We start from the raw sequence: 26,359 nt of genomic DNA, 5'->3' as shown, positions 1-26,359 counted from the left end.
AGTTTCAGTAAAGTCAAATGCATCTACTAAGTGGTTGGGTTTGAAGCTTAATAGGAAAATTGTGGACTCTCTTAAAATAACTAACTTTCCCATAGATGACGTATGCATCGGTTCTAGGTGGGAAGTTTCAAATGAAGATCAGCTTGCAAGATTAATTGCTATTGTTGTCATGGGGCAGGCGCTATATGCCGCGCATATTATTCGAGAGTTGATGCCTGCTAGCCCAGCATTTTCTACTGAAGAGTTGAAAAAAGAAGCAACTATAAAATTCACAGTACAAGATACTCCTCAACCTATCCGGTCTGGCTACCCCAGAGAACAAAGAGATGGATTAATTTTTGAGATTATTTCTTGGATCGCTGCGAAACAAGTCGCGGGTAAGCATTCATATTTGAAAGATCCTCATACTAGCTCAACGTCTCAAGGGCTTGATGGTTTAATGATCGAACTAAGTGACGATGGAAAAGAAATATTAAAATCCACAATATTCGAAGATAAGTGCTCCATTAACCCAAGAAGAACATTTACTCAGAGTGTAATCCCCGGTTTTATCGACAGGCATAAGAACACGAGAAACAGCGAGCTTATAGCAGAAGCGACTTCTTTGATTAAACTAAGCGGTGTTGACGATATAGCTGCGATGCGAATGGTTCAGAAAGTACTAGACAACAATTCTAGGTACTATCGTGCTGGATTCGCTGTGACATCTAACTTTGATACTGAAGAGGCTAGGAAAGGTTTATTTGATGGGTATGGAAAAATTACCGGAATCAGAGCTGAGCAAAGAATCGCTTCCACTTTTGTTGTAGACGGTCAGTTAAGGGATTGGTTTGAGATGTTAGCTCAAAAAATCATTACTTACATATCTCAGTTAGATGGAGAATTATCAAATGTATGATCCGGAAACTGCCAGCTTATTGAGATCTGCACCAGCGTTAGAAGGCTTGGATCCTACAACAATCCCTCAATTGTTGACTTCACACTACTCAAACATTGTTGCGGCAAGATTAGGTGGCGAACATGACCAAGACGAAGATCTGAGTCGTTGGAGTCTAGCTAAAATAGCTGATACATACGAAATAGTGGCTTCTATCCACAGTGAGCAAGAAACCAGAAGAGCTTCAGCATTTGTAGCGGCTAGCGCTCAGCAGATTATTTCGAGAAAAGAATCGTTGAAAAGCCAAGTACCGCCTACTAAGTCTAATATTGATGTTTCTAGAGTGTCCCCCTCACTAGCTGCGGTACTACTGTTTCTTGCTGCTGAACAATACGCTGATGCGCATGAGGCTGCCTCAAATGTATTCATCAACATTTCAGAACAAGAATATTGTTCGTATGTAATTTCTCAACATGTTATTGATTTAGGAAGAGGGCAGTTAACTCAAATCGTTGAGCGAGGTAAGGTATGGCGAAACGAGTTTCCTGAAAACACAGTTCAATATGATGTTGAATCAGTTGCAGTAAGAGCGATGATGAATCATTTAGCTTTCGGAATCGAAGAGTTAGCGAGAGTACTCTTAGAGCCAAGTATTAGCGAGAGGGATAACGCTAAGAATATTTTTCGGAAAGTTTTAAATTTAGCTGCTAAAAGTGACGTCATATTAGGCCAGAAAGAAGAAAGAATTGACTATACATATCCGGGTATTAGACATCTTGCTTCACTACTGATTCTCGTATTTGACGGTATCTCGGAATCTGCCCTATCAAATATTAAGCCTCCGTTTGGTGCAGATCCATCATTTTGGAATCGCTGGATAAGTTATAGAGCGAAGAAGTTCCCTTACATTTGGCATAATCACAGAAAAGCGATTGATAAAGGGTTTCATCATTCGGGCGTGTCTTCAGTATTGGTATTACCTACAGGGGCAGGAAAAACGACAGTGTCATCAATTAAAATTGGTACTGCTCTTGCTCAAGGGAAGAAAGTTATTTTCCTAGCTCCCACCCATGCGTTAGTTGATCAATTGACGAATGATCTAAGAGAAATGTTTCCCCCTGACTTACTAGGCTCATCAGTGTCGAGTGACTTTGATTTACTATTTAAAGTTGATGTCGTTTTACCTGAAATAGAAGTAATGACCCCTGAGCGTTGCCTTGCAATGATTTCGTTTTCTCCCGAGTCTTTTGAAGACGTGGGGTTACTTGTTTTTGATGAGTGTCACTTATTAAGTCCTGAATCGGGGAAAATTCGTCGAGCTTTAGACGGAATGCTATGCGTACTTGGTTTTAATGAGATAGCACCAAATGCAGATATGCTTTTTTTATCTGCGATGATAAAGAATGGTGATGAGTTTTCTAAGTGGGTTGAAGAGCTAACAGGGAGAGCGTGTCTAAATATCGAATTATTGTGGAAGCCTAGCCGACAAGCTAGAGGTGTTGTTATCTATAGTCAAGACGAGTTAGAGCAGGCGAAAACACGAGCGAGGAACACCCAAATACAGTTAAACATGGAGAAAGCTAACATTGCGAAGTCTTTACGCTCGAAGTCAGCGAAGGAGTTAAATGTTCAACCTCATGTTTTATGGGGCCTACAACACAATTGGCTAGATCGGAGAAATAACAAAGCGATCTGTAACTTTACTAAGCTAATAGAGCAAAATATTCAGTTGAATGGAACTCTTAGAGATGGAAGAGTAACTTTACAGCCAAACGCAAACTCAGTAGCGGCACAAATAGCCACTCAATGTGCTACAAAAAATATGAAAACGATAGTTTTTGTTAACCAAAAGCAACACGCATGCTCTCTTGCTACTGAAATTTCAAAAAATTTTAATTCCGAAATAAATGTTACACCTAAAGAAGAAAAGCTGTGGGAAGCTCTACTTATAGAAACCGGGGGACAAGCTCATTCTTTATTGCGAGCGCCTGAAATCGCAGTTCCCCATAATGCGTCTATGTTAAAGCTCGAACGAGAGTTAGCTGAAAGTATGTATCGCCGTGAAAGTGGTGCAAAAGTCATAGTTGCAACACCTACTCTTGCTCAGGGGCTAAATCTACCTGCTCAAATCGCTATTTTAGCTGGAGATAAACGCGCTAACTTAGAAAGTGGTGGACGTGAAAGTCTAGCTTCACACGAATTATTGAATGCGGCAGCTCGCGCAGGAAGAGCTGGTCATCTTGCTAATGGGATAGTGTTGCTTATCCCTGACCCTGTCATATCATTCCCTGAAAACAAATTTTTAGATAGAGGAGTTGTAGGCAAGCTTCAATCTTTGATTCCAGAGGACGACAGATGTGTTGTTATTAGTGACCCGTTAACTGAAATTTTAGACCGGATATCTGAGGGTAACATCTTAGATAGAGATGTTCTCTATATGGTTAATCGTGTCGCTATCCTTGATGAAAAGGAAGTTAGCAACGAGTCTCTATTGAAGCTAAGAAAGTCGTTTGCAGCTTATAGAGCCAAACAAAGCAATGCTTTTGAAGAGTTTGATTCAAAAATTAATTCTCTTTTAACTCTTACTCAAAGTAAGGTTCATGAAGATGTCGATATAGCTCTATCAGTCTTGGCTTCTCAAAGTGGACTCCCAGTAGACACAATATTCCAGTTAAAAAGAAAAATTGAAGTAGAGTCTCACTGCTTACCTTTAACTATAGAAGGGTGGGTTCGTTGGCTAATTAGTTGGTTAAAAGGTGACAAACAAGTGAGAGACTTGTTGCTATATGATGTAAAACGTTCCATTTTGGGAGCTGTAGGTAAGAATAAAGATATAGAGATCCAAGAGGAAGATCTTGATAAAATTTGTAATGGAATCGTGTCTTGGATCAATGGTAAGTCTCTAAAAGACATAGATTTGTCTTTAGGTGGTAATCCAATGGCTAGTGCAGTAACTAGGCAACAGTGTCCACAAGGACGAGAGTTGATAACTAACGTCATTCCGAGAAGCATTTCATTTGCTATGGGGTTAATTACGAGGGTCGTTATAGAAGTAAATCCTTTCAGTCATATGCCGCTACAAAGCAGTGAGATGGTTGAATCGTTAAGTACAGCAGTTAGATTGGGTTATGACTCGGTTGAAAAATTGAATTTCGCTTTAGCTAATCCACAATTACTGTCTCGCGTCGCGACACATATCGAGTTTGAAAAAGTAACAGGATAAATAAACGATCTAACGTTTAGAAATGAGCCCGTAACGTGCTCACAAGATGAGCATGTTACGGGTAAAGCCTAAACTGTTGGAACTCCGCTATGAAACTTGAAATCTAGATCAGAAGAGGTGATTAAGTCAGCTTCAATGGATGTAAAAAAATCCACTCTTTCAGTTATATCTTTATCAGAAATTTGTTCGGCTAGAGCCAAATAATCTTGGTAATGACGTGCTTCTGAGCGAAGTAATGAGATATAGAACTTGTTCATGTCGTCATCCAAGTACGGGGCAAGCTTAGCAAATCTCTCACATGATCGAGCTTCTATAATAGAGCCAATAATTAACTTATCGACCAGTGCATCAGGTTCAAAGGTTTTGACGTGCTTGATCATACCACGAGCATAACGGCTAGCTTCGATTGGCGTATATGGAATCCCTTTACTTTCCATTAATTCAAGAACTTGATAAAAGTGATGTAGCTCCTCCTTAATCAGCATAATCATCTTATCGATCAAGTCTTGCCCATATGAACAAGATTCTTTTGGTGTGATTTGCTTTGTGAAACTACTATTGCTACGAAGGCTTTCTACATCACCAGTCTTTTTATAAGCGAAATCTTCATAAGGACGAATCCACTCGTTAAGACGATTCGCACTTTCAGGGTCTACAGCATATTTGCGAATCAAAAACAGCGCACTTTGAGCTGCTTTCAATTCACAAAGTAAATGGTCCCGTAAAATAATCGATAAGTTTTCTGGCTTTCTCGCCTCGATGATCCACTGTTCTGGAGTGGGTACTTTGAGAAAGTCATTAATGGGTTGTAGTAGGGTTGAAATCATAAGAAAAAAGATAGTTAATTTCGATTACAAAATCATACCATATAACGATACACAATTAGCTAACTAAGCTTCTTGGACGGTGCTTACACCTATCTACTGATGTGTAATTATCCAGAGTAAATTCCCATTCTCTAACTTCATGCGGAGATAACTGCCGGATTACTGTTGGTTTGCCTGTCAGAACCTCGCCTGTTGATATGTCAATGATTTCACATGCATCAATAGGTTCAGAATAGCTATAGAGTTTGAAGTCTTCTCTACATAATCTTGCCCACTTGATAGCCTCATCATGACTATTTAGTGAATACATCGCTTCCATGAACTTTTTTTGCCATTTGGGCTTACAAGAAAGAAAGGTAGGGTTAAGCATAGGTACAGGCTTACCATTAACGTTTACCACTGTTTTAAGTAAGCCTTTACTTTTCAATTTGCTGAATAGTCGATGAATTTTGCTCTTACTTTCATCCGTGAGCTGTGCAAGTTCACGGTAAGTACCCTGTCTAAAACAATTATCGTGTTTATCGAACACTTTCTTTGATTGTTTTCTTCTTGAATTGACAAGGCGCAGCAACAATTGATATTCACTTTTAGTGAGGGAATAATTCATTTTGATTCGAAAGCTCAACATTACTGCAAGTTTAAAGTCTTTTTAGAAAGCTCTTCCAAGGACTTAACTCTAGGATCATGACAACTCATAGAAAACATTTCCGAAACTAGGTTCTGAGTTTCGTTGTCGAGACGATAGTAAATTTGAGCTAATGTAAACTCATCATTCTCGTCGATATAGCTGTGCTTGTAGTCCCTAAAGCTCAGTAGCAGCTGAGCTAATAGGAGAGAGGAGTTTCCTCCAATAAGAAGACCTTGTTTGTAACGAGATTCAAAACTGTGCATGTTTTACCTACTGTTAGTTGAAGAGCGGTTAAATATAACAGCAAACACACAAGCTTCTGTGATCTGAATCACACCGGGGTTGATGTCAACATGTAAACAAACCATAAATATATCAATGACTTACATGTTTACATTTGATGTTTGAAGGCAAATTCTATGCGCAAAATGGGACAAAGGATTCTCCAAATTATTCAATTAAAACAGTCGATAACGCTAGATTTGGATTTATAATGCTATTATACAATTACATTTTTATTATATATTTAACGCGCGCTGAGATATCGACTGCCAAAATTAACCCGTATCTTGACGTGATGTTACGTGAAAATTATTTATTATTTTCACTAGGAAAACCAGCATTTATGCTGGTGCGCCATAGAAATAACTGACTATAATTTAAGCTTTGAACCTTTTCTTTGGTTTGGTACATTGTTTCTAGCCTTCATATGCTTGTCAATTTCCATAGCTATCCTTTCTTGTTCCTTTGATGCTGAGAATTTTTCTATCACATCAAGTTGATATTTCTGTTTACTTTCTTTCCATTTATCTCGATATTGCATAGCTAATCCTCCGAACTCATTTTTAAGCTTAGACTCTAGCTTAGACACATATTTATCGAGAGATGAAAGGAGACCTTCGACATATGATTCTACGATTTCATGTCTTTTCTTTTCTAGATCTAATTTTAAATGGTTAAGACTGTCGTTGACTAGTTTGTCCTTGTCATTGTTTAGTTGCTCGTAAAAAGCGCTAACTTTATTGTGACTAGACTTTGAACCGTGATTTGGGGGAACAAGGTTAAATTTTAATTTCATATGCTCAAAAAATGTTTTTTGATAGATAGATAGTCTCGAAGGGCTAAAGCTATCTCGTGCAGATAGATGCGCCTTGTTTTTTTTCATTACTAGGGGAACAATTATTGCGTGAATATGAGGTGTTGACTCGTCTAAGTGTAATGTGGCATTTATACACCTTCCTTTGAAGTATTTATTTAAATATTCAATGCTACTTACCTTAAATTTTTCAATGCTCGTATCTCCATCAAACGCCTCCGGAGATAAAGTTATAAGGCATTCCATTGCTAATACTGAGTTTTTTCTTGGAGTGATTCTATATTTTTTAAATATGTAGTCTAAAGAGTTGATAATATGGCTATTGCCAATCAATACTTCGTTTCTAAAATATTTATCTGGGTCAGCATTGGGTGTTTTTGAGAAGCGATTAATATGAGAAGCGCATTTTGAAATAGATGCTCTTGATTTTAGTTTTTCAAATCTAAGTATAGTCGTGGCCATTTTCTTTAAGAATAATATTTGCATACGCATACTACAAACAAAGTTTGTATACTCACTATACAAACTTCGTTTGTGTGAGGCCTTTCAGGCAAGAGAGCTAGTTCGAAAAATTTGATCTAACATGATATTTATCAGTGTCTTATGTGGTAAAATTCCAAAATGATTGAAATTATTGGAATAACCTAATGACATCTCAGGCTATCTCACCTAAAACCTTAGGCAAGTGTATCTATGAAGGTGATATCTACAATTGTGTCGATATACTCGATCCTGAAAAGAAGAAAGAGCTCATCGATTCGGCTTATAGTGCCTCTTTGTCCTCTGAACTATCTTTCTCTACTGTGCAGATAAAAAGAAATGGTAAAAGCTGTTATACACTGAAAGATTTCGATCAAGTTTTAATATCACGGAGTTTGGCAAACAACTTAAGAAAGGTATTAGATAAATCTAAAAGTAGGAATCAAATATCTAGACAGTTAGTACAACATCTGAAAGAAGGCACTAGTTATCGAATATATCGATTGGATATTAAGTCATTTTTCGAAAGTGTGGAATTTTCAACCATTCGAAGTTCATTGGAAAAAAGTAAAGTCAGTAATCAAACAAGATTATTAATTAGCTCTATTATTAAAGGGTTAAATCAACCTGATAATAAAGGTATACCAAGAGGGTTAGAGTTTAGTCCAAGTCTAGCAGAGCTAGTATTAAGTGATTTTGATAAAGAAATGAAAAATCACAAGGATGTCTTTTTCTATTGTAGGTATGTAGACGATATAATTGTTATTACTACTGGTTTTGAAGATAAAAAAACCTTTTTGAAATGTATAAAAAGCAAATTACCAAATGAACTTTCCCTTAACTATAACAAGCAGAAAGTTATTTTCGTTGATAGTAGAACTAAGCAAGATAAAGTCGTAGCGACATTTGATTATCTTGGATATAACTACTCAGTTAGAGATACTGAGACCAAAGCGAATAAAAATCTTTTTCGTGAGGTTGATATATCACTTTCTACTTCAAGAATGAAAAAGATAAAAACAAGAATATCAAGATCTGTTTTTTGTTTCTCTAAAGATGGTAACTTTGAAATATTAAAGCAACGCTTAGACTTTCTTACGTCAAATAGGTTGATGAAAGATAAAAAATCTAAACGTATTATTGCAACAGGGATATATTACAATAACGTTAACTTGACTGATGATAGTGAAAGCCTAATAGAACTCGATGAATATTTGAAAAAAATAATTCTAGGTTATTCATGTAAGCGTGGTGCTAATTTTACTAACATACTCTCTAAGAATCAGAAAAGAGAGTTGCTCAAATTCTCTTTTATGAACGGCTACCGAAATAATAATTATAAGAAGTTTTCACCGAATAAATTGGGTGAGATTAAAAATGCTTGGAGGTATTAAATGAAAAGTATAAAACTAGACAAAAAAGATTACTCTAGAGCATTGTTGACCGATACATATCCAGCAGATGTCCCTATTATATTTAGTAATGATGGTTTATATATAAATGGTCATATTGTCAGGAAACTGGTATCCGATAGTAAAACAAAAGTTGTGTCTGATATCTACATAACACTGATAAATCCCGAGCTAAATAATTCTTTAAATGTAGCTGATAGAAAAAGAGACCAGCTAAAGCAAACTACACCATTTAAATATAAGATAATAAAAAATGATGTAAGCTTAAGAACATTGTCTCTGATCCATCCTCGCTCTCAAATTAACTATTCAGATATATATAGAGAGCATTCTGATTATTTGGTTTCTCTGTGTGATAAGAGTGACTTTTCTATAAGATCTCCAATGAAAGTTTGTAATTCATTCTATATTAAGGGTGAGAAGCAAGTAACTGGCAATGCCTATAAAGAAATAAAAATAGAAACAATAGAAGAAGAAATATATAAAAAGCACGCATCTTCATTTTTTTCATATAAAGGATTTAATCGTATTCACAAACTATATTCTTCTCCTTTATATAAGGAGCTAGAGTCTAAGTTTCCGTTTATGTTTTTCCTTGATGTAGCTAATTGTTTCGATAGTATCTACACCCATACAATTGCTTGGGCTGCGAAAGATAAAGACTATATAAAGGATAATTATGTCAATTGGTCTAACCAATTCGCTCAGAAACTTGATACCACTATGCAAAGAAGTAATGCCAATGAAACAAATGGCATTCCAATTGGTTCGGAGTTTAGCAGGATCTTTGCTGAGGTGATTTTCCAACGGATAGATATTAACATCGAAAAGACTCTCAAGAGCGAATATTCGTATGTTAATAGGGTGGACTATCAAGTTTTAAGATATGTAGATGACTATATTGTATTCGGTATGACAGATGAAATATGTACTGTCGTCTCTAATACTATAAGCGATTGCCTTTCAGAGTATAATCTTTACATTAATTCTGAAAAGGTGACTAAACTTGAACGTCCTTTCTGTACAGATAAATCTAAAATAATCATTTCGATGTCTAAGTGTTTAGATTACTTTGAAAGCACGATATTTTCAAAAGATCACCTTTCTTCAAGGAAATACTTCCCTGCACAAATATACAAAAAGCACAACTTCATGAATAAGTTCATGAATGAAGTTCGACTTGTTGCATTAACAAGTAATAAGAATGGTTATTCAGAGGTTTCATCATATTTAGTTTCATTCTTCTCAAAACGAATCGAAGCTGCAATGAATTGCTATTCAGAATATATTGAACAAGGTGGAAAGACGGGCATTTTCATAGCAAATGTTGAGATAATGATCGAGTTGATGTTGTTTTATTATAAAGTTCACCCAACGGTGAACGCATCCAATAAAATAGCAAAAGTTATTGTTTCGCTAATGGATTTTTTGAAGTCAAATCAATCACTATCTACATTTGAACCTCAAATAAAACTGTTGATTACTAGTTCAATTATAGATTTTACCTTTGATAGAAATAAAAATGGAAAAAGGAAAGGTTACCTTTCGATCGAGCGTTTGAATATCATTCTATCAACTAGTGACTTTGGTGATTGTTTCCGACTACCGGAATCTTACTTCGTTGATCTAGTACAGAGCTCTTGTAAGCTTAATTACTTCGAAGTGATTTCTTTACTTTATTACTTTAAAAATCATCAGGAATACCTTGATATTCAGAGTCAAGTTGTAGGCTTTGCTATTGAAAAGCTTTCTTCGTTTGAAAAGATAGAAAACGACTCGGAGCGTGTTCATATGCTCCTTGACTTAATTGCTTGTCCTTACTTATCTGAGCCTCAAAGGGTTAAGCTACTCTCCATTGTTTACGATGGGATTGCTGCCCCAAAACCGTCGGAAGAATGTTTACGGTCATACCTTGAGGCTATCGATAGCGTGTATTGGTTTGTAAACTGGAAAAATCTAAACATCAAACAACTAATTGAACGTAATGAATTGAAATCTCAATACTAATGCTATAAATTATGCGTGTGGTGGAGGTCACGCCATATTACTTCTTCGACTCCTGCTCTTGAAGGCTACGCTGATGACAGTTTACTTGATTCAGATTGTTGGATGGGGTGGGGGGCGACATTCGGTAATTGAAAACAGTGATGATTTACCGGAAACGGGACGTCATTTCGGGCCGCAAGCCCCTCATGAGCAATTGCCTGAGAGCGCCGAAAGGTGCCACACACCAGATGTTGAAGCGTGACCTTTTCCCACCGCACCTATTAGATTTTCTCTTTGTCTTCAAGCATCAAAACTTCTTCATTGAAACTTGCAGTTGGCATAAAGTACTTTTTACCTAGTACCTCCCACTCATATGCTCTTTTCTTGCGACTGTATCCTAGATATTGCCACTCAGGAGCTTTATCGCTGAGTCCCTCTGTGTTGAGAGAGTACTCACCAACAACAATTTTGAACCCCAGCTTATGCATTTCAAGATTAAAATTTCGTGGCGTTAGTACGAGGTTATTAGCTTCGTCTGAGATGAAAAGGTTATTGCTAGCCTTGATTGAACTTTGAATTGAGTCTCTTTCCCTCTCTAAATCTTGAATCCTTTCGTCTGTTTCGAGCATAATTTTAAGTATTAATCGGCCACTCTTACCTTCTGATGACGCTTCATCGTATAGTTGTTTTTCTTCTTTGAGTTGTGTTTTTAGTTTGACTAGATCATTGTCAATTTGACCTAATTTAAGAGCATTTTCTTTTGAGACTGTTTTCTGTGTATATAGACGAGATGCTCTTTTTCTAACCGTGTTGAACATATAAAGGTGCGCAAGAGCGTACGGGAAAGTTGTTTTACGTTGGCATGACTTATCCCTCTGTTTTGAGCTACAACGAATCACAGGCAAAGAGCCTTTCGATTTTTGTATGGACATACCTCGACCACAAACACCACATTGTAGAAGTCCACTAAGGGGCCAGTTGCGATCAGGTTTGACGTTGTGATACAAACGAGAGTTATGTACGGTTTGTACATTGAAATATAAAGTATCGTCAACGGCTGCTTCATACACTTTGTACCCTCGCCACATCCCACGGACAACGTCAGAGTCCAACCATCTCATAACAGTTGAAGGATTCATCTTCTGTACTGATGGAACCGATTGATATTTTTGTTTTAGTTTGACAATGATCCTTTGTTGCCCCAAACCTTCCATATACCAATTAAAGATATCTTTGATTACCACGTGGTGGTCATTCAAAGTACCATCTTTATTTAGCCAGAAAGGTCTTCTCATTCGAGGTGTTAGACCATTTTTAGCGTCTTTTTCCCGTTTGACATATGAACCTTTTACTTTTGCCGAACGCCACTCACTCTCTTTGAAGGCCTGTTCAATTTCAACAATTAGCCTTATGCGCAATGGCATATCATTAATAGTTGAAGGAGGATACAGACCATTATCGCGAATGGTGACAATGGTTATTCCGTGTTGCCAGATTTTACGAAGTAGCTCTTCTGTTTTGTCTATGTTTTGACGAGACAGTCGCGAGAAATGCTCAACCAATATTAATGTTTCAGGCTGTACTATCCCTTCTTCTATTGCCTGTAAGAGTTTTCCTAAAGAACCTTGTTCAATATGCTTACCACTCCACCCACTCATTGCTTCATCAACATACTGATCGATGAGATCGACGTCGGGGTTTTGTTTTAACCAGCTTTTTATTGAATCTGATTGGCGATCTAATGAGCTATTGTTTCGTTGTCGATCACTACTAAATCGTTGATAAGATATAGCTTGTTTGCGTTGTCCCATAGTGCCTTAACTTCGTAGAAAAGAGGAATACTGATGAGGAGGTTACCATCATATGCACACCTAAGCTATTAGCTCACACAATAAGTGGTCGATAAGTATGGTAGGTAGGTTGTCGGGCTTTTTTGCTTCTTCAACCCACTCGTTAGGCGTTGAACATTGTAGAAACTGATTAATCGGAGAAAGAATCGCGTCTATTTGAGATGAAGTAATCATAATACTTTTCGTTGAGCTAATTGAAAAAGGCCGCCAAAGCGACCTTTTATGAACCGGTAAAGATTACCATTTTTTCTTTTCACCAAACAGTGCGTTGATGTCGTCATCACGCTCCCTATTGGTTTGTTGCTGTTTTTCTTCGGCTTTAGCTTGTCGGCTATTTTGAAGTTGCTCTAGCATTTCAGACAGCTTCTCTTTGGCTTGCATCGAGTAGTTGTCATTTTTTGTGCTTAGCGCATCAATGCCCTTTTTAAGCAGTTGAGCGGCGGTACCTGGTTGACCTTTTGCGATAGATTCGTGAGCGCGTTTAACCACATTTTCGATATTGATTCGAATCTGAATAGTTTCGAGTCGAGCATTCTCAACCATATACGACTGTGTATCCATCCGGCCTTTATTGTGTTCAGTGCGAACAGTGTCTCGTAGGCGTTTAACCAGTTTAAGCATGATAATGGCTTGCTTATCGCTCGTTGGTACTTTAAACGATGTAGCGTCGTTACCTTCATAACTGTCTTGAATCTGCTGAACTTGACCTTTGGCAGACTCAACTCTTTGGGCAAGGTGTTTATTCTTAGGATCGAGCTCATACATGTTCATTAGAGCATCGAGAATGCGATTATGAAGGCACAGCATCAATTCCTTGCTGTAAGGAAGGTAACTAGCACCGCTTATCAGTTCTTCAGTAGCATCAATTAAGGCTACGTAGCGAGCGGATTCTTGACGTCGTGTCGCTTCCGCCTTTAATTTGTACTGTAGCATGATGTTGTACCCAAGGATCAGGACAAGCAACAGTGCAACCAGTGCGATGATTAAACCAATATTCATAACGTTTTGTATCTACAATGAGTTTCCCTACAATTCGATAAACAGGATACACCAAAGACAAAAGCATCAACACTGCTAAGTTGTCGATTCGGTCATAAAGCAAGGAATTCGATAGCTTTTCATCCAGCAAAAATGCAAATGAGCATTTTGTAGTCAAAAAAACTGTTAATCTTTCTAGTAATTCGTTATAACTAATAATTATATGCTTGTTTTGAGTTGTGATGGGCTCAATGCAATATCAACAGGGATGATGAGAAGCCGATGAAGTTACAGCAGTTAAAATACATTGTCGAAGTAGTGAACCATAACCTGAATGTGTCTGCCACGGCAGAGAGTCTTTATACCTCTCAACCGGGTATTAGTAAGCAGGTTCGCTTACTAGAAGACGAGTTAGGTATTCAGATTTTTGAGCGCAGTGGCAAACATCTTACGCAAGTCACTACGGCTGGTGAAGACATCATTCGTATCTCTCAAGAAATCCTTTCTCGAGTTGAGAGTATTAAAGCGGTTGCCGGTGAGCATACTCACCCTGAAATGGGAACACTTAATATCTCGACTACCCATACGCAAGCTCGCTATGCGCTTCCTGAGGTCATTAAAGGATTTACGGCTCGTTATCCTAAAGTGTCTCTGCACATGCACCAAGGTACACCGTCACAAATGTCAGAGGCGATTGCCAAAGGCACCGCTAACTTTGCTATCGCGACAGAGGCATTGCATCTTTATCAGGACGCCATCATGTTGCCTTGCTACCACTGGAATCGCTCTATCGTGGTACCAAAAGACCATCCTTTGGCACTGAAACCACAGATCACCATTGAAGATTTAGCTGCGTATTCATTGGTAACATATGTATTTGGCTTTACGGGTCGTTCAGAGCTTGATACTGCTTTTAACAAGGTTGGATTGACGCCTAAAGTAGTCTTTACTGCAACTGATGCTGATGTCATTAAAACGTATGTAAGAATGGGGATTGGTGTAGGTGTTATTGCTAGTATGGCCATGGATGAATCGCAAGACACCGATCTTGTCGCCATTGATGCAAGCCATATATTTGGTGCTAGTACTACCAGTATTGGCTTTAGAAAAGGCACGTTCCTGCGTTCGTATATGTATGATTTCATGGAGCGTTTTGCTCCTCATTTGACTCGCCCAGTTGTTGAACAAGCCATCTCTCTCAAGTCCAATGTGGAGATTGAAGAGATGTTTAAAGATATCGACTTACCCGTTCGATAGCATAAACTCCTTTCGTTGTTGAACACTTCCTCCTACAATCGGTGCGATTAACGCATTGCACCGGGAATAGGGGGACGCAAATGCATCAGTCGTTTGCAGACATCACTTCATTTCTTCTTCGTCATCAAAACTATTGGCGCCATGATCCTTTTCATCAAGTGATCTCTGAACAAGTATTATGGCGAGAGTCAGCGCCTCAATTGTTTGAATGGCTCCAAACACTGTCCCCGCAAGAGATACTGGAACTCAAATCATCGACTGAGTGCGCCATTGAAGCGTTAGAGCCGTATATTTCCGATGTTCGAACTGCTCATATCGCAATTGAACTCAGCTCAATGCATTCGGCAGAGGAGCTTGTGTTGCCAAGAGGTCTCGATGCCGGGATTCCTGGCCGTAAACTAGAACAAATAAAGCAGATGACAACGGCGTGTTTGAATGACCATGCTGGTAATGAATGGCTAGAGTGGTGCTCAGGGAAAGGATTTTTAGGGCGGTTATTGGCTTCAGAGTCGAAGCAGTCCGTTACAAGCTTTGAGTTTCAATTAGCACTTTGTAAAGCAGGGCAGGAAGAAGCCGATAAACGCGCGTTACCCATGCGGTTTGTTCAAGGCGATGCTTTTTCTCCGCAATCTAAATTGGTCTTTAAGCCAACTCAACATGCTGTTGCGCTTCATGCATGTGGCGATCTACACGTTACTCTTATTAAACATACCGTAGAGCAGCATTTATCCGCACTGACGATATCACCGTGTTGTTATCACCTTATCCAAGGAGAGAATTACTCGCCATTGTCCAAAGAGGGGAAGGCCGCAAAACTGTCACTAAGTAAACATGAGTTGCGAATCCCACTTCAAGAAACTGTGACAGGAGGAGAGCGTGTTCGTCGTCATCGTGAACAAGAGATGGTGTTTCGTTTAGGCTTTGATGCTTTATGCCAGAGTCATAAGTTAAGTGAAGGCTACTTACCTATACCGAGTATAAAAAAATCGCAGCTATCGAGTGGTTTTAAAGCATTGTGCAAATGGGCGGCTAATAATAAGCAACTCGACTTACCTGATGTTGATTTTGGCCATTTTGAACAAATGGGTCACCAACGATATCGGCAAATGGAAGCATTAAGCGTAGTACAAGGCGTTTTCAGACGACCATTGGAAGTGTGGCTGGCTTTGGACAAAGCCTTATACTTACAAGAGCAGGGGTATAATGTGGGGCTCAGTACATTTTGTGAACCCAGTGTGACACCAAGAAATATTCTGATTCACGCGAAGAGAGCGTATTAAAAAACGGGCATGACGCCCGTTTTTAACTTTTGAGGTTTAGAACATAACGTTCAAAATAGATTTGCGATTAGTTAAACATCGCAATAGCCGTTGCTGGCTCGACGTATTCTAGATCGAAGCTCTCTGCTACTTCTTTACAAGTCACTTTACCGTGAATAACGTTCAAGCCATCTAGGAAGCCTTTGTCTTCTGTCAGTGCTTGTTGATAACCTTTGTTCGCCAATTTGATGATGTAAGGCAGAGTTGCGTTATTCAGAGCGAAAGTTGATGTACGTGCAACCGCGCCAGGCATGTTTGCTACGCAGTAGTGAACCACATCATCAACAATGTAAGTTGGGTCTGCATGAGTGGTTGCGTGCGATGTCTCGAAACAACCACCTTGGTCGATAGCAACGTCAACGACTGCGGCACCAGGCTTCATCTTAGCGATGTGCTCTTTGGTGACTAGCTTAGGTGCAGCAGCACCAGGTACTAAAACAGCGCCAATGACAAGATCAGCTTCTAGAACATGCTTCTCTAGAGCGTCTTCAGTAGAATAAACGACTTTTGCACGACCCTGGAATTCTTCGTCCAAAACGCGTAATGTATCAATATTGCGGTCGAGGATTGTGACGTCTGCACGCATACCTACAGCCATGCGGGCAGCGTTAGAACCCACTACGCCACCACCAACGACGACGACCTTCGCTGGTTCTACACCAGGTACGCCACCTAGGAGTAGACCACGTCCACCATTGGACTTTTCGAGTGTTTGTGCACCAGCCTGTATAGACATTCGCCCAGCGACTTCAGACATTGGTGCTAATAGTGGCAAGCGACCCATATTATCTGTTACAGTCTCATAAGCAATGCAGACAGCTTTGCTCTTGATTAGCTCTTCAGTTTGTGGAAAATCTGGTGCTAGGTGAAGATAAGTGAATAATATTTGTCCTTCGCGTAACATAGCACGCTCGACAGCTTGAGGTTCTTTGACCTTTACAATCATCTCTGCTTTCGCGAAAACGTCAGCAGCGGTAGGAAGAATGGATGCGCCTACAGCGATGTAATCATCGTCTGAAAAACCGATACCAACGCCAGCGTTAGTTTCAACGTAAACATCGTGGCCGTTTGAGATTAGCTCTCGAACGCTTGCTGGAACCATACCAACACGGTATTCGTGGTTTTTAATTTCCTTAGGTACGCCAATTATCATCCTGACTCCTCATTATATTGTGGTTGTATTAACTGTTTGTAGGGTGTTATTGTCGAATTACGTACTAGTATAGAAGCTAATAAACAAAATTTGATACTGAATATTACAGAGTTGTAGTATATTTTTTTGCAAGGAAGTAACAAGGTGGAATAAAAAATGGCAGACAACTATAAGAAGCCGTCCAAGGAACTAGACCGAATTGACCGCAACATTCTAAATGAGTTGCAGAAAGATGGTCGAATCTCAAACGTCGAACTCTCTAAACGAGTGGGACTTTCTCCTACTCCGTGTCTAGAGCGTGTACGTCGACTTGAGAGACAGGGATATATTACGGGCTATACTGCTCTTCTTAACCCTCAATATTTAGATGCGTCACTACTTGTTTTCGTGGAGATTACACTAAACCGTGGTGCGCCGGATGTGTTCGAGCAGTTTAATACTGCAGTACAAAAGCTGGATGACATTCAAGAGTGTCACCTAGTTTCTGGTGATTTCGACTATCTTTTGAAAACAAGGGTGTCGGATATGGGTGCTTATCGTAAGCTTCTTGGGGATACTTTACTTCGTCTACCGGGCGTCAATGACACTCGTACCTACGTTGTAATGGAAGAAGTGAAGCAAACCAACCAACTTGTGATTAAAACCCGCTAAACTGTAGTTACAGTAAGTCTTACAGGAAGCTGACTAAAGTAATGAAAATCCATGCTTTATTCTCTACCTAGATTGGGTTTTAATCCTTGATGTGGTTAAATCAATGAATACACCGAGCGGCTTTTGCCGCTCGGGCTGTTTTCAATAATTAGATGTTGGTTATGTTCAAACAGGACAAAAAAAGAGTCGAAACGATTATCAAGACGAGCGAAGAGCAAGACGCGCTTCGCCTAAACGGATTTCAACGGCTGAGAGAGTGTTGCTTTATCTTGGCTGTGCTTACGTCCATTCTACTCGCTGTAGCGCTATTCACCTTTAACCCTGCTGATCCTTCATGGTCACAGACCTCATGGGGAGGAGACATTCAAAATGCAGGGGGTATTGTCGGAGCGTGGTTGGCGGACACCTTATTTTTTGTCTTTGGCTCTTTGGCATACCCAATACCATTCATTGTGGCTTTTAGTGCCTGGGTCTTTTTCCGCAATCGCGATGAAGACGATGAAATTGACTTGATGATCTGGGGAACGCGTATCCTCGGTCTGGTGATACTCATCTTAACCAGTTGCGGTCTTGCAGATATCAACTTCGATGATATCTGGTATTTTTCATCGGGCGGCGTAATTGGTGATGTTCTGACGAGCCTCTCTCTACCTACGCTTAACGTACTTGGCACAACCATTGTTCTATTATTTCTTTGGGGCGCTGGGTTTACGCTACTAACTGGTGTCTCATGGCTGAGTATTGTCGAATGGATTGGCGATTCTGTGCTGTCTATGTCTTCCAACGTCGTTAATAAAGCACGTGGTACCAAAGAAGAAGTGTATGAGCCTGTTTTATCGCAGCCTGAGCGAGAAGAGTCGGCTGAAGATATGCCACACTTCTCAGCAAAAGCGAATGAGTCTGAAACCGATAATGTAGATACGGTGCCGGTTGCGAAGAAACAATACAACATCCATGTACCAGAACCAGTTAACACTGTCGCGGCTCAACCCGCATCAAACAAAGAAGAAGAGTTCGACCCACTGTTCTCTTCGGATTGGCAACAGCTAGACACGGACACACAGCGTATTGAGCCGACGATGACAATCCCTGAGTCTGAAGTTGAACCAGAGCCAGAATATCATCCTGCAGCACCGATTATTGAGCCTGTCACGCCTGTATTTGACGCCCCAGTACAAGAGCAGCCATCGGTTCATTCTGAGACCAGCAACGAACCTCAGGTTGAACGAACTCGTCAATTGGGCGCTACTATCGAAGAACTCGAGATGGCGGCGCGCTCTAGTGATGACTTTGCTGCACAAGATAATGATGAGCCGGAATCGGATGCCTCTATACCACTAACCTCTACGGCCATTGGAGCAGCATTATCGTCTACCTCCGCACAGGCTGAAACTGCGACTGAGAGTGTCAATATTGATACCATGCCATGGGAAGTGAGTGAGCCGACAACGCAAGCTGTATCGGTGGACACAAATCGTGTTGATGAGGCGACTAACGTTGCTCCATCAGAGCCGGTGCCTAAAGCAAGTAGCGAGTTGGGGAATTTTGAGGAACTTGAAGTTGAACCGTCTCGTACCCATGTAGAGCCTACATTCGATATTGATGCGCTCGAGCAAGAGGAAGCGTCGCATGCTTCAGTGCCTCAAGAAAGTAATGAGCCTGAACCTGAAGCCGTCGACCCAGATTCCGCTGCGTTCCAGAACTTAGTCGCAGATGCTCAAAAAGCACAAGTGGCTAAGATGAATCCGTTCTTAGTACAGCAAGAGCAGAATCTTCCTAAGCCAGCAGAGCCAATGCCGACCTTGGAACTTCTTTACCATCCAGAGAAGCGTGAGAATTTTATTGACCGCGAGGCATTAGAAAACATCGCTCGTTTGGTTGAATCGAAATTGGCTGACTACAAGATAAAAGCCGAAGTGGTGGATATCTTCCCTGGTCCAGTGATAACCCGTTTTGAGCTTGATCTTGCTCCGGGCGTTAAAGTGAGTCGTATTTCAGGTCTGTCGATGGACTTAGCGCGTTCACTGTCAGCAATGGCAGTTCGTGTGGTGGAGGTTATCCCTGGTAAACCATATGTTGGACTAGAGCTGCCGAACATGTCTCGTCAAACTGTCTTCTTCTCTGACGTAGTGGGCAGTCAAGCGTTCATTGAAGCGAAATCTCCTACTACAGTCGTGCTTGGTCAAGACATCGCAGGTGATGCCGTCGTTGCAGACTTGTCGAAGATGCCTCACGTGCTGGTGGCAGGTACAACCGGTTCGGGTAAGTCGGTCGGTGTGAACGTTATGATTCTGAGTATGCTATATAAAGCGACACCAGAAGACGTTCGCTTTATTATGATCGACCCGAAAATGCTTGAGCTATCGGTCTATGAGGGTATCCCTCATCTGTTATCTGAAGTTGTGACGGATATGAAAGACGCCTCAAATGCACTACGTTGGTGTGTAGGAGAAATGGAGCGTCGCTACAAGTTAATGTCGGCATTAGGCGTGCGTAACATTAAAGGCTTTAACGACAAACTTAAGATGGCTGCTGAAGCTGGGCATCCAATTCATGATCCACTGTGGCAAGCCGGGGACAGTATGGATCCTGAGCCGCCATTACTCGAGAAACTGCCTTACATCGTCGTTATCGTCGATGAATTTGCTGACTTGATGATGGTAGTTGGCAAGAAGGTTGAAGAATTGATTGCTCGTTTGGCGCAAAAAGCACGTGCGGCAGGTGTACACCTTATTCTTGCGACGCAGCGACCTTCTGTTGATGTTATCACTGGTCTTATTAAGGCGAACATCCCAACACGTGTGGCTTTTACTGTATCGACAAAAACAGACTCACGAACCATTCTCGATCAAGGCGGCGCGGAATCGCTATTAGGTATGGGTGACATGTTGTATTTGCCGCCTGGTTCAAGTCATACCACGCGTGTTCACGGCGCATTTGCATCAGATGATGATGTGCATGCGGTGGTGAATAACTGGAAAGCTCGTGGTAAACCTAACTACATTGAAGAGATTACCAGCGGTGAACAATCACCAGAAACTCTACTTCCAGGTGAAAAAATGGAAGGTGACGAAGAGATGGATCCGTTGTTCGACCAAGTAGTCGAGCATGTTGTTCAGTCTCGTCGAGGCTCGGTATCAGGCGTACAAAGACGATTTAAGATTGGCTACAACCGTGCCGCTCGCATCGTAGAGCAACTTGAAGCGCAAGGCATTGTTAGTGCGCCAGGCCATAATGGTAATCGCGAGGTACTCGCACCGCCGCCACCTAAAGATTAATGATGATTGATAAGCTCTGAGGAGACTACATGAAGAAATGGTTAACGCTCGCCGCTTTGAGCTTTTCCACGCTAGGTTTTTCTGCACTAGCAACTGCGACGCCTCAGCAGGAGCTAAGCGACAGACTACAGCTAAACGATGGATTTAGTGCTACCTTCACTCAAAAAGTCACTAGCCCTGAAGGTGAGGTCGTGATGGAAGGCAAGGGCAACGTTGAAATATCACGTCCTAGCATGTTCCGCTGGGTGACAACCATGCCTGATGAAAATGTCTTGGTATCAGATGGCAACAACTTGTGGTACTACAGCCCATTCATTGAGCAAGTCAGTATTTACAATCAGGAGCAAGCGACCGAGCAAACCCCGTTTGTATTATTGACTCGTAATCGTGCCAGTGACTGGGACAATTACAACGTCAATCAAAAGGGCGATGTATTTACTCTGATTCCTACTGCTGTTGATTCAACACAAGGGCAGTTCCAGATTAATATCGATAGTAAAGGTATTGTGCATGGCTTTAATGTTATTGAGCAAGATGGTCAGAAAGGGACCTTTGCGTTTGACAACATTAAGGTAGGCAAACCTTCTGCCGATCGATTTACCTTTGTGATTCCTAATGGCGTCGAAGTGGACGACCAAAGGAACTAGGAGATTGCGTGAGTAATTTCAGTTTTGACTTTTCAGGGGACGAAGATTTTCGTCCCCTTGCTGCTAGAATGCGCCCAGAAAATGTTGAGCAATATATTGGTCAGCAGCACATTCTGGGTGTGGGAAAACCGCTTCGACGTGCGCTTGAAGCGGGTCAATTGCACTCAATGATTCTCTGGGGCCCACCAGGTACAGGTAAAACGACGCTTGCTGAAGTGGCTGCAAATTATGCGGATGCAGAGGTAGAAAGAGTCTCGGCAGTGACGTCAGGTGTTAAAGATATCCGTGCGGCTATCGAAAGAGCTCGTGAGAACAAGCTGGCTGGTAAACGAACGATTCTGTTTGTGGACGAGGTCCATCGTTTTAATAAAAGCCAGCAAGATGCGTTTCTACCTCATATTGAAGATGGCACAGTAACCTTTATTGGTGCGACTACCGAAAACCCGTCATTTGAGCTTAACAATGCACTATTGTCTCGAGCTCGAGTCTACAAGCTGACGTCTTTGGACAAAGCCGATATTTTATTGGTACTGGAGCAAGCAAGAGATGATGAAAAGCGAGGCTTGGGAACTATCGCGGCAAATTTCCATGACAACGTTCTGGAGCGTTTAGCGGAGCTGGTTAATGGCGATGCGCGTATGTCGCTGAACTACCTAGAGCTGCTCTACGATATGGCCGAAGATAATGCACAGGGTGAGAAGGACATTACGTTAGCTCTATTAGCGGAAGTCGCAGGCGAGAAAGTCAATCGCTTCGATAATAAAGGCGATATCTGGTACGACTTGATTTCTGCGGTACATAAGTCCATTAGGGGGTCAAACCCAGATGCGGCGCTATATTGGTCTGCGCGCATGATAGCGGCGGGTTGTGACCCTCTCTATATCGCACGCCGACTATTAGCCATTGCGTCAGAGGATGTAGGCAACGCTGATCCTAGAGCGATGCAAGTTGCACTTTCTGCATGGGACTGTTTCACTCGTGTCGGACCCGCAGAGGGTGAGAGGGCCATCGCTCAAGCGATTGTCTATTTGGCATGCGCTCCAAAAAGTAACGCCGTGTATACCGCGTGGAAGCAGGCTTTAACTGACGCCCATAACCTACCAGAATATGAAGTCCCGCATCATCTTAGAAATGCACCGACTTCACTGATGAAAGATATGGGGTATGGAGCAGAGTATCGGTACGCTCACGACGAGCCGGGTGCGTATGCGGCTGGTGAACGATATCTTCCGCCCGAAATGGAAGGAACTCGCTATTATCAGCCAACAAATCGTGGTCTCGAAACCAAAATTGGCGAAAAGTTAGATTATCTGGCGGATTTAGACGCAAAAAGCCCACAAAAGCGCTATGAAAAGTAGTGGCTTTTAGTTATCTTTATCCGGTTAACAAATCAATATCTACAACTGGTTGGAAAGTAATCAGTTGTAGAGGTATTCACAACTAAAAAGCATAGGATTGGCAATGCTGGATTCTAAATTACTTCGTACAGAGCTGGATGAAACAGCTGAAAAATTAGCACGTCGCGGCTTTAAGCTAGACGTAGAGACTATCCGTAAACTTGAAGAACAACGTAAGTCCATTCAAGTAGAAGTTGAGAATTTACAATCCACGCGTAACTCCATTTCCAAGCAGATCGGCCAGAAAATGGCTGCAGGCGACAAAGAAGGCGCTGAAGAGATCAAAAAGCAGATCGGTACACTAGGTAGCGATCTTGAAGCGAAGAAAGAAGAGCTCACTGCGGTAATGGCTCAACTTGAAGACATCACACTGTCTGTTCCTAACTTGCCAGCGGACGACGTTCCTCAAGGTAAAGATGAAAACGACAACGTAGAAATCTCACGTTGGGGTGAGCCTAAGTCTTACGACTTTGAAGTTAAGGATCACGTTGATCTTGGTGAGATGGGTGATGGTCTAGACTTTGCTAGCGCAACGAAGATTACTGGTGCACGCTTTATCGTTATGAAAGGCCAATTCGCTCGCCTTCACCGTGCAATCGCTCAGTTTATGCTGGATCTTCACACGGAAGAACACGGCTATACAGAAATGTATGTTCCTTATCTAGTGAATGCGGACAGCCTGTTTGGTACTGGTCAGTTACCTAAGTTTGGTAAAGATCTTTTCCACACTGAGCCACTAACTGAAAAAGCGAGCGATGAAGAGCCACGTAAACTGTCTCTTATTCCAACAGCAGAAGTGCCAGTGACGAACTTAGTTCGTGACACTATTTCTGAAGAGGCGGACTTGCCACTTAAGATGACGGCGCACACGCCTTGTTTCCGCTCTGAAGCGGGTTCTTATGGTCGTGACACTCGTGGTCTTATTCGTATGCACCAGTTCGATAAAGTTGAATTGGTACAAATCACGAAGCCAGAAGATTCAATGAACGCGCTTGAGGAGCTAACAGGTCATGCTGAGAAAGTACTTCAGTTGCTAGAACTTCCATACCGTAAAGTGGTACTTTGTACTGGTGATATGGGCTTCGGTGCTCGTAAAACTTACGATCTTGAAGTTTGGGTTCCTGCGCAAGAGACGTATCGTGAGATCTCTTCTTGCTCAAACATGTGGGACTTCCAAGCTCGTCGCATGCAAGCTCGCTTCCGCCGCAAAGGTGAGAAGAAGCCTGAGCTGGTGCACACTCTAAACGGTTCTGGCCTAGCGGTTGGCCGTACTATGGTTGCTATCCTAGAGAACAACCAAGAAGCAGATGGTCGTATCGCGATTCCAGCTGTGCTTCAAAAGTACATGAGTGGCGCAACACATATCGGTTAATGATAACCTACTAATTATTAAGCCCAGCATTGCTGGGCTTTTTTATATCTAGAAGTCAACTTTCCCCTTGTGTAGGTATGCGACGTCTGATTTAACTATTACAACAATGTAATAGTCTTTCCTAATTTCGACTGATTATTAACCTAACCCCAATAGTTATAATGTCCGCCTTACCACGGTAAGTATTCATTTCTCGACCTAACTGAGGAGGGCATATGGCCGTAGGGTGGGCAAATGACGATAGTGTCAGCCAACAGATTCAAAATACCATTGACGATGAGATTTCACGGGTAAGAAGCGCGACGAGTCGCGGAGAAAGTGCGCTTTATTGTGATGAGTGTGGGGAGTTAATTCCTGAAGCGAGACGCATAGCGATAAAGGGTGTGAGATTTTGTATTCAATGTCAGCAATCGCTAGAGCACTTAACTCAACGTCAGGCGTTGTTTAATCGTCGGGCGAGTAAAGATAGCCAACTACGTTAATTATCATCGATATACAAAGCGGTTTGAAACCAAGCGTCAAACCGCTTTTCAGTACACGTTATCCTGCGCTTGATTCAACGAAGCAAGCTTCATTTTCCAACGCTAAATCAATCGCTTTAACTAAGGCGTCAATATGTTCCGGCTGGCTTATGTAAGGTGGCATCATATAGATCAACTTGCCGAAAGGTCGAATCCAAACCCCTTGTTCGACGAAATGCTTCTGAATCACTTCCATATTTACGGGGTGTTTGGTTTCAACCACACCAATTGCGCCAAGCCAACGCACGTTCTCAACTTGTTGGTGGCGAGTTAAGGAAGGGAGCAGCTCAGCAAACAGTGCTTCGATACTGCTGACTTGTTGCTGCCAGTGGTTCTTGGCAATGAGTTCTAAGCTGGCTGAAGCAACAGCGCAAGCTAAAGGGTTCCCCATAAAAGTAGGCCCGTGCATAAAACAGCCAGCTTCCCCGCCACATACAGTATCAGCGACATGCTTCGACGTGAGTGTAGCGGACAAAGTCATATAGCCGCCAGTTAATGCTTTGCCAACGCACATAATGTCTGGCTGGACATTGGCGTGCTCGCAAGCAAACAGTTTTCCTGTTCTTCCAAAGCCCGTAGCGATTTCATCCAAAATCAGCAAAATACCGTATTGGTCGCAAAGCTCACGCACTCGGGAAAGAAATTTGGGGTGGTAAATTCGCATCCCACCAGCGCCTTGGACAATAGGTTCAAGGATTACTGCAGCGATCTCGCGGTGGTGTAGGTCAATCTTTGCTTTAAAGTCGGCAATATCAGCCTCTTCCCACTCTTCGTCAAAACCGATCGTTGGCGATTTCGCAAAAATATGCTCCGGAAGAAACCCTTTATACAAACTGTGCATCGAGTTGTTGGGATCGGTTACCGACATAGCCGCAAAGGTGTCACCATGATAACCGTGACTTAACGTCAGGAGCTTAGGTCGGCTCTCTCCCTTTGCATGCCAATATTGCAGAGCCATCTTTAGACTTACTTCAACAGAGACCGAACCAGAGTCAGCTAAGAAAATGTGTTCCAGATTATCAGGTGCCAGTGCTAACAACCGTTTGCTGACGTCGATTGCCGGTTGGTGAGTAATGCCACCAAACATGACGTGAGCCATCTTTTCACTTTGTTGAATCAACGCTTGATTGAGCTTTGGGTGGTTATACCCATGTATCGCAGACCACCAAGAAGACATGCCATCTACGAGTTCAAGGCCATTTTCTAGTTTAAGAAGTACGTCATTAGCAGAGATGACGGGGTAACAAGTTAAAGGGTTAAGGGTAGAAGTGTAAGGGTGCCAGATATGCTGTTTATCAAACTCTAAATCCATGAAATAAGCTCTGATTGAAAATTAACCAAGTGTAAACTTGTTGATGTGGTCGGTGTTGACAGTGTACCGCTTGTCAGTACACTAGCCAAGACTAA

The 26,359-nt window shown here is 41.5% G+C and carries 21 protein-coding genes and 1 pseudogene; 13 read left to right on the top strand and 9 right to left on the bottom strand.

The genetic code is table 11. The features are described 5' to 3' along the window. Positions 1–61 precede the first annotated feature (61 nt). Together VME0621_RS13800 and VME0621_RS13795 are read left to right on the top strand one after the other, a co-directional pair. Positions 62–898 (top strand): hypothetical protein, encoded by an 837-nt coding sequence (locus VME0621_RS13800; RefSeq protein ID WP_062460356.1) that lies wholly within the window; start codon positions 62–64, stop codon positions 896–898. Continuing rightward, positions 891–4,100, top strand: a complete 3,210-nt coding sequence (locus tag VME0621_RS13795) for a DEAD/DEAH box helicase (protein WP_062460354.1) — start codon at positions 891–893, stop codon at positions 4,098–4,100. The genes VME0621_RS13800 and VME0621_RS13795 overlap by 8 nt, the downstream gene beginning before the upstream one ends. 68 nt (positions 4,101–4,168) lie before the next feature. Here the strand turns inward: VME0621_RS13795 and miaE (VME0621_RS13790) are convergent, their stop codons facing one another. The 4 genes from miaE (VME0621_RS13790) to VME0621_RS13770 all read right to left on the bottom strand — a co-directional run bounded on the left by miaE (VME0621_RS13790) (position 4,169) and on the right by VME0621_RS13770 (position 7,137). Further along, positions 4,169–4,927: a tRNA isopentenyl-2-thiomethyl-A-37 hydroxylase MiaE gene (miaE, locus tag VME0621_RS13790; RefSeq protein WP_062460352.1), complete on the bottom strand. Its 759-nt coding sequence runs from the start codon at positions 4,925–4,927 to the stop codon at positions 4,169–4,171. A 55-nt stretch (positions 4,928–4,982) separates the two neighbouring features. After that, entirely contained in the window at positions 4,983–5,534 is a 552-nt protein-coding gene (locus VME0621_RS13785) for a hypothetical protein (protein WP_065311698.1), read from the bottom strand. A gap of 20 nt (positions 5,535–5,554) precedes the next feature. Continuing rightward, complete coding sequence (locus VME0621_RS13780; RefSeq protein ID WP_062460348.1) at positions 5,555–5,818, bottom strand: hypothetical protein; 264 nt, start codon at positions 5,816–5,818, stop codon at positions 5,555–5,557. A gap of 389 nt (positions 5,819–6,207) precedes the next feature. Then, positions 6,208–7,137, bottom strand: a complete 930-nt coding sequence (locus VME0621_RS13770) for a plasmid recombination protein (RefSeq protein ID WP_157769580.1) — start codon at positions 7,135–7,137, stop codon at positions 6,208–6,210. 161 nt (positions 7,138–7,298) lie between these two features. Here VME0621_RS13770 and drt3a point away from each other — a divergent pair, with 161 nt between their 5' ends. From drt3a to VME0621_RS26605, 3 genes are all read left to right on the top strand, one after another. Next, positions 7,299–8,525 (top strand): antiviral reverse transcriptase Drt3a, encoded by a 1,227-nt coding sequence (gene drt3a, locus VME0621_RS13765; RefSeq protein ID WP_062460344.1) that lies wholly within the window; start codon positions 7,299–7,301, stop codon positions 8,523–8,525. Beyond that, positions 8,526–10,550, top strand: a complete 2,025-nt coding sequence (drt3b, locus tag VME0621_RS13760; protein ID WP_062460342.1) for an antiviral reverse transcriptase Drt3b — start codon at positions 8,526–8,528, stop codon at positions 10,548–10,550. It abuts the gene before it with no gap. A gap of 73 nt (positions 10,551–10,623) precedes the next feature. Beyond that, a complete protein-coding gene (locus VME0621_RS26605) occupies positions 10,624–10,791 on the top strand; it encodes a hypothetical protein (RefSeq protein WP_156750271.1) in 168 nt (55 codons plus the stop codon). Between the two features lie 19 nt (positions 10,792–10,810). On the opposite strand, the gene VME0621_RS13755 is transcribed toward VME0621_RS26605, so the two are convergent. From VME0621_RS13755 to VME0621_RS13750, 3 genes and pseudogenes are all read right to left on the bottom strand, one after another. Further along, positions 10,811–12,340, bottom strand: a complete 1,530-nt coding sequence (locus VME0621_RS13755; protein ID WP_062460340.1) for a recombinase family protein — start codon at positions 12,338–12,340, stop codon at positions 10,811–10,813. A 63-nt stretch (positions 12,341–12,403) separates the two neighbouring features. Then, a pseudogene (gene miaE, locus VME0621_RS26170) lies at positions 12,404–12,553 on the bottom strand (tRNA isopentenyl-2-thiomethyl-A-37 hydroxylase MiaE); the annotation flags it as partial. Positions 12,554–12,616: 63 nt separating this feature from the next. Continuing rightward, the gene (locus tag VME0621_RS13750; RefSeq protein WP_006075564.1) at positions 12,617–13,378 is read right to left on the bottom strand and encodes a hypothetical protein; all 762 of its coding nucleotides are present in this window, start codon (positions 13,376–13,378) and stop codon (positions 12,617–12,619) included. Positions 13,379–13,639: 261 nt separating this feature from the next. Here VME0621_RS13750 and cysB point away from each other — a divergent pair, with 261 nt between their 5' ends. Continuing rightward, positions 13,640–14,614 carry an HTH-type transcriptional regulator CysB gene (gene cysB, locus VME0621_RS13745; RefSeq protein ID WP_006075565.1) on the top strand — a complete coding sequence of 325 codons (975 nt, stop codon included), beginning with the start codon at positions 13,640–13,642 and terminating at the stop codon, positions 14,612–14,614. 80 nt (positions 14,615–14,694) lie between these two features. Then, positions 14,695–15,894, top strand: coding sequence for a methyltransferase (locus tag VME0621_RS13740; RefSeq protein ID WP_062460339.1), 1,200 nt, complete (start codon positions 14,695–14,697; stop codon positions 15,892–15,894). 67 nt (positions 15,895–15,961) lie between these two features. Here VME0621_RS13740 and ald read toward each other — a convergent pair whose 3' ends face one another. After that, complete coding sequence (ald, locus tag VME0621_RS13735; protein WP_006075567.1) at positions 15,962–17,086, bottom strand: alanine dehydrogenase; 1,125 nt, start codon at positions 17,084–17,086, stop codon at positions 15,962–15,964. Between the two features lie 156 nt (positions 17,087–17,242). Between ald and lrp the strand changes: the two genes are divergently transcribed. The 6 genes from lrp to VME0621_RS13705 all read left to right on the top strand — a co-directional run bounded on the left by lrp (position 17,243) and on the right by VME0621_RS13705 (position 24,913). Then, positions 17,243–17,737 (top strand): leucine-responsive transcriptional regulator Lrp, encoded by a 495-nt coding sequence (lrp, locus tag VME0621_RS13730; RefSeq protein WP_004734558.1) that lies wholly within the window; start codon positions 17,243–17,245, stop codon positions 17,735–17,737. A 161-nt stretch (positions 17,738–17,898) separates the two neighbouring features. After that, a complete protein-coding gene (locus VME0621_RS13725) occupies positions 17,899–21,015 on the top strand; it encodes a DNA translocase FtsK (protein ID WP_062460337.1) in 3,117 nt (1,038 codons plus the stop codon). A gap of 29 nt (positions 21,016–21,044) precedes the next feature. After that, positions 21,045–21,662 (top strand): outer membrane lipoprotein periplasmic chaperone LolA, encoded by a 618-nt coding sequence (gene lolA / locus VME0621_RS13720; protein WP_062460335.1) that lies wholly within the window; start codon positions 21,045–21,047, stop codon positions 21,660–21,662. A gap of 68 nt (positions 21,663–21,730) precedes the next feature. After that, positions 21,731–23,020: a replication-associated recombination protein A gene (locus VME0621_RS13715; protein WP_216613685.1), complete on the top strand. Its 1,290-nt coding sequence runs from the start codon at positions 21,731–21,733 to the stop codon at positions 23,018–23,020. 103 nt (positions 23,021–23,123) lie between these two features. Further along, entirely contained in the window at positions 23,124–24,431 is a 1,308-nt protein-coding gene (gene serS, locus VME0621_RS13710; protein ID WP_006074062.1) for a serine--tRNA ligase, read from the top strand. A 215-nt stretch (positions 24,432–24,646) separates the two neighbouring features. Beyond that, positions 24,647–24,913 (top strand): DksA/TraR family C4-type zinc finger protein, encoded by a 267-nt coding sequence (locus VME0621_RS13705; protein ID WP_006074064.1) that lies wholly within the window; start codon positions 24,647–24,649, stop codon positions 24,911–24,913. A 58-nt stretch (positions 24,914–24,971) separates the two neighbouring features. Here VME0621_RS13705 and bioA read toward each other — a convergent pair whose 3' ends face one another. Beyond that, positions 24,972–26,264, bottom strand: coding sequence for an adenosylmethionine--8-amino-7-oxononanoate transaminase (gene bioA, locus VME0621_RS13700; RefSeq protein ID WP_062460331.1), 1,293 nt, complete (start codon positions 26,262–26,264; stop codon positions 24,972–24,974). Positions 26,265–26,359 lie beyond the last annotated feature (95 nt).

This window comes from Vibrio mediterranei (assembly GCF_900088415.1).
Lineage (GTDB): Bacteria > Pseudomonadota > Gammaproteobacteria > Enterobacterales > Vibrionaceae > Vibrio > Vibrio mediterranei.
The sequence above is the reverse complement of the archived record's forward strand: the minus strand, read 5'-3'. Positions and strand labels throughout refer to the sequence as shown.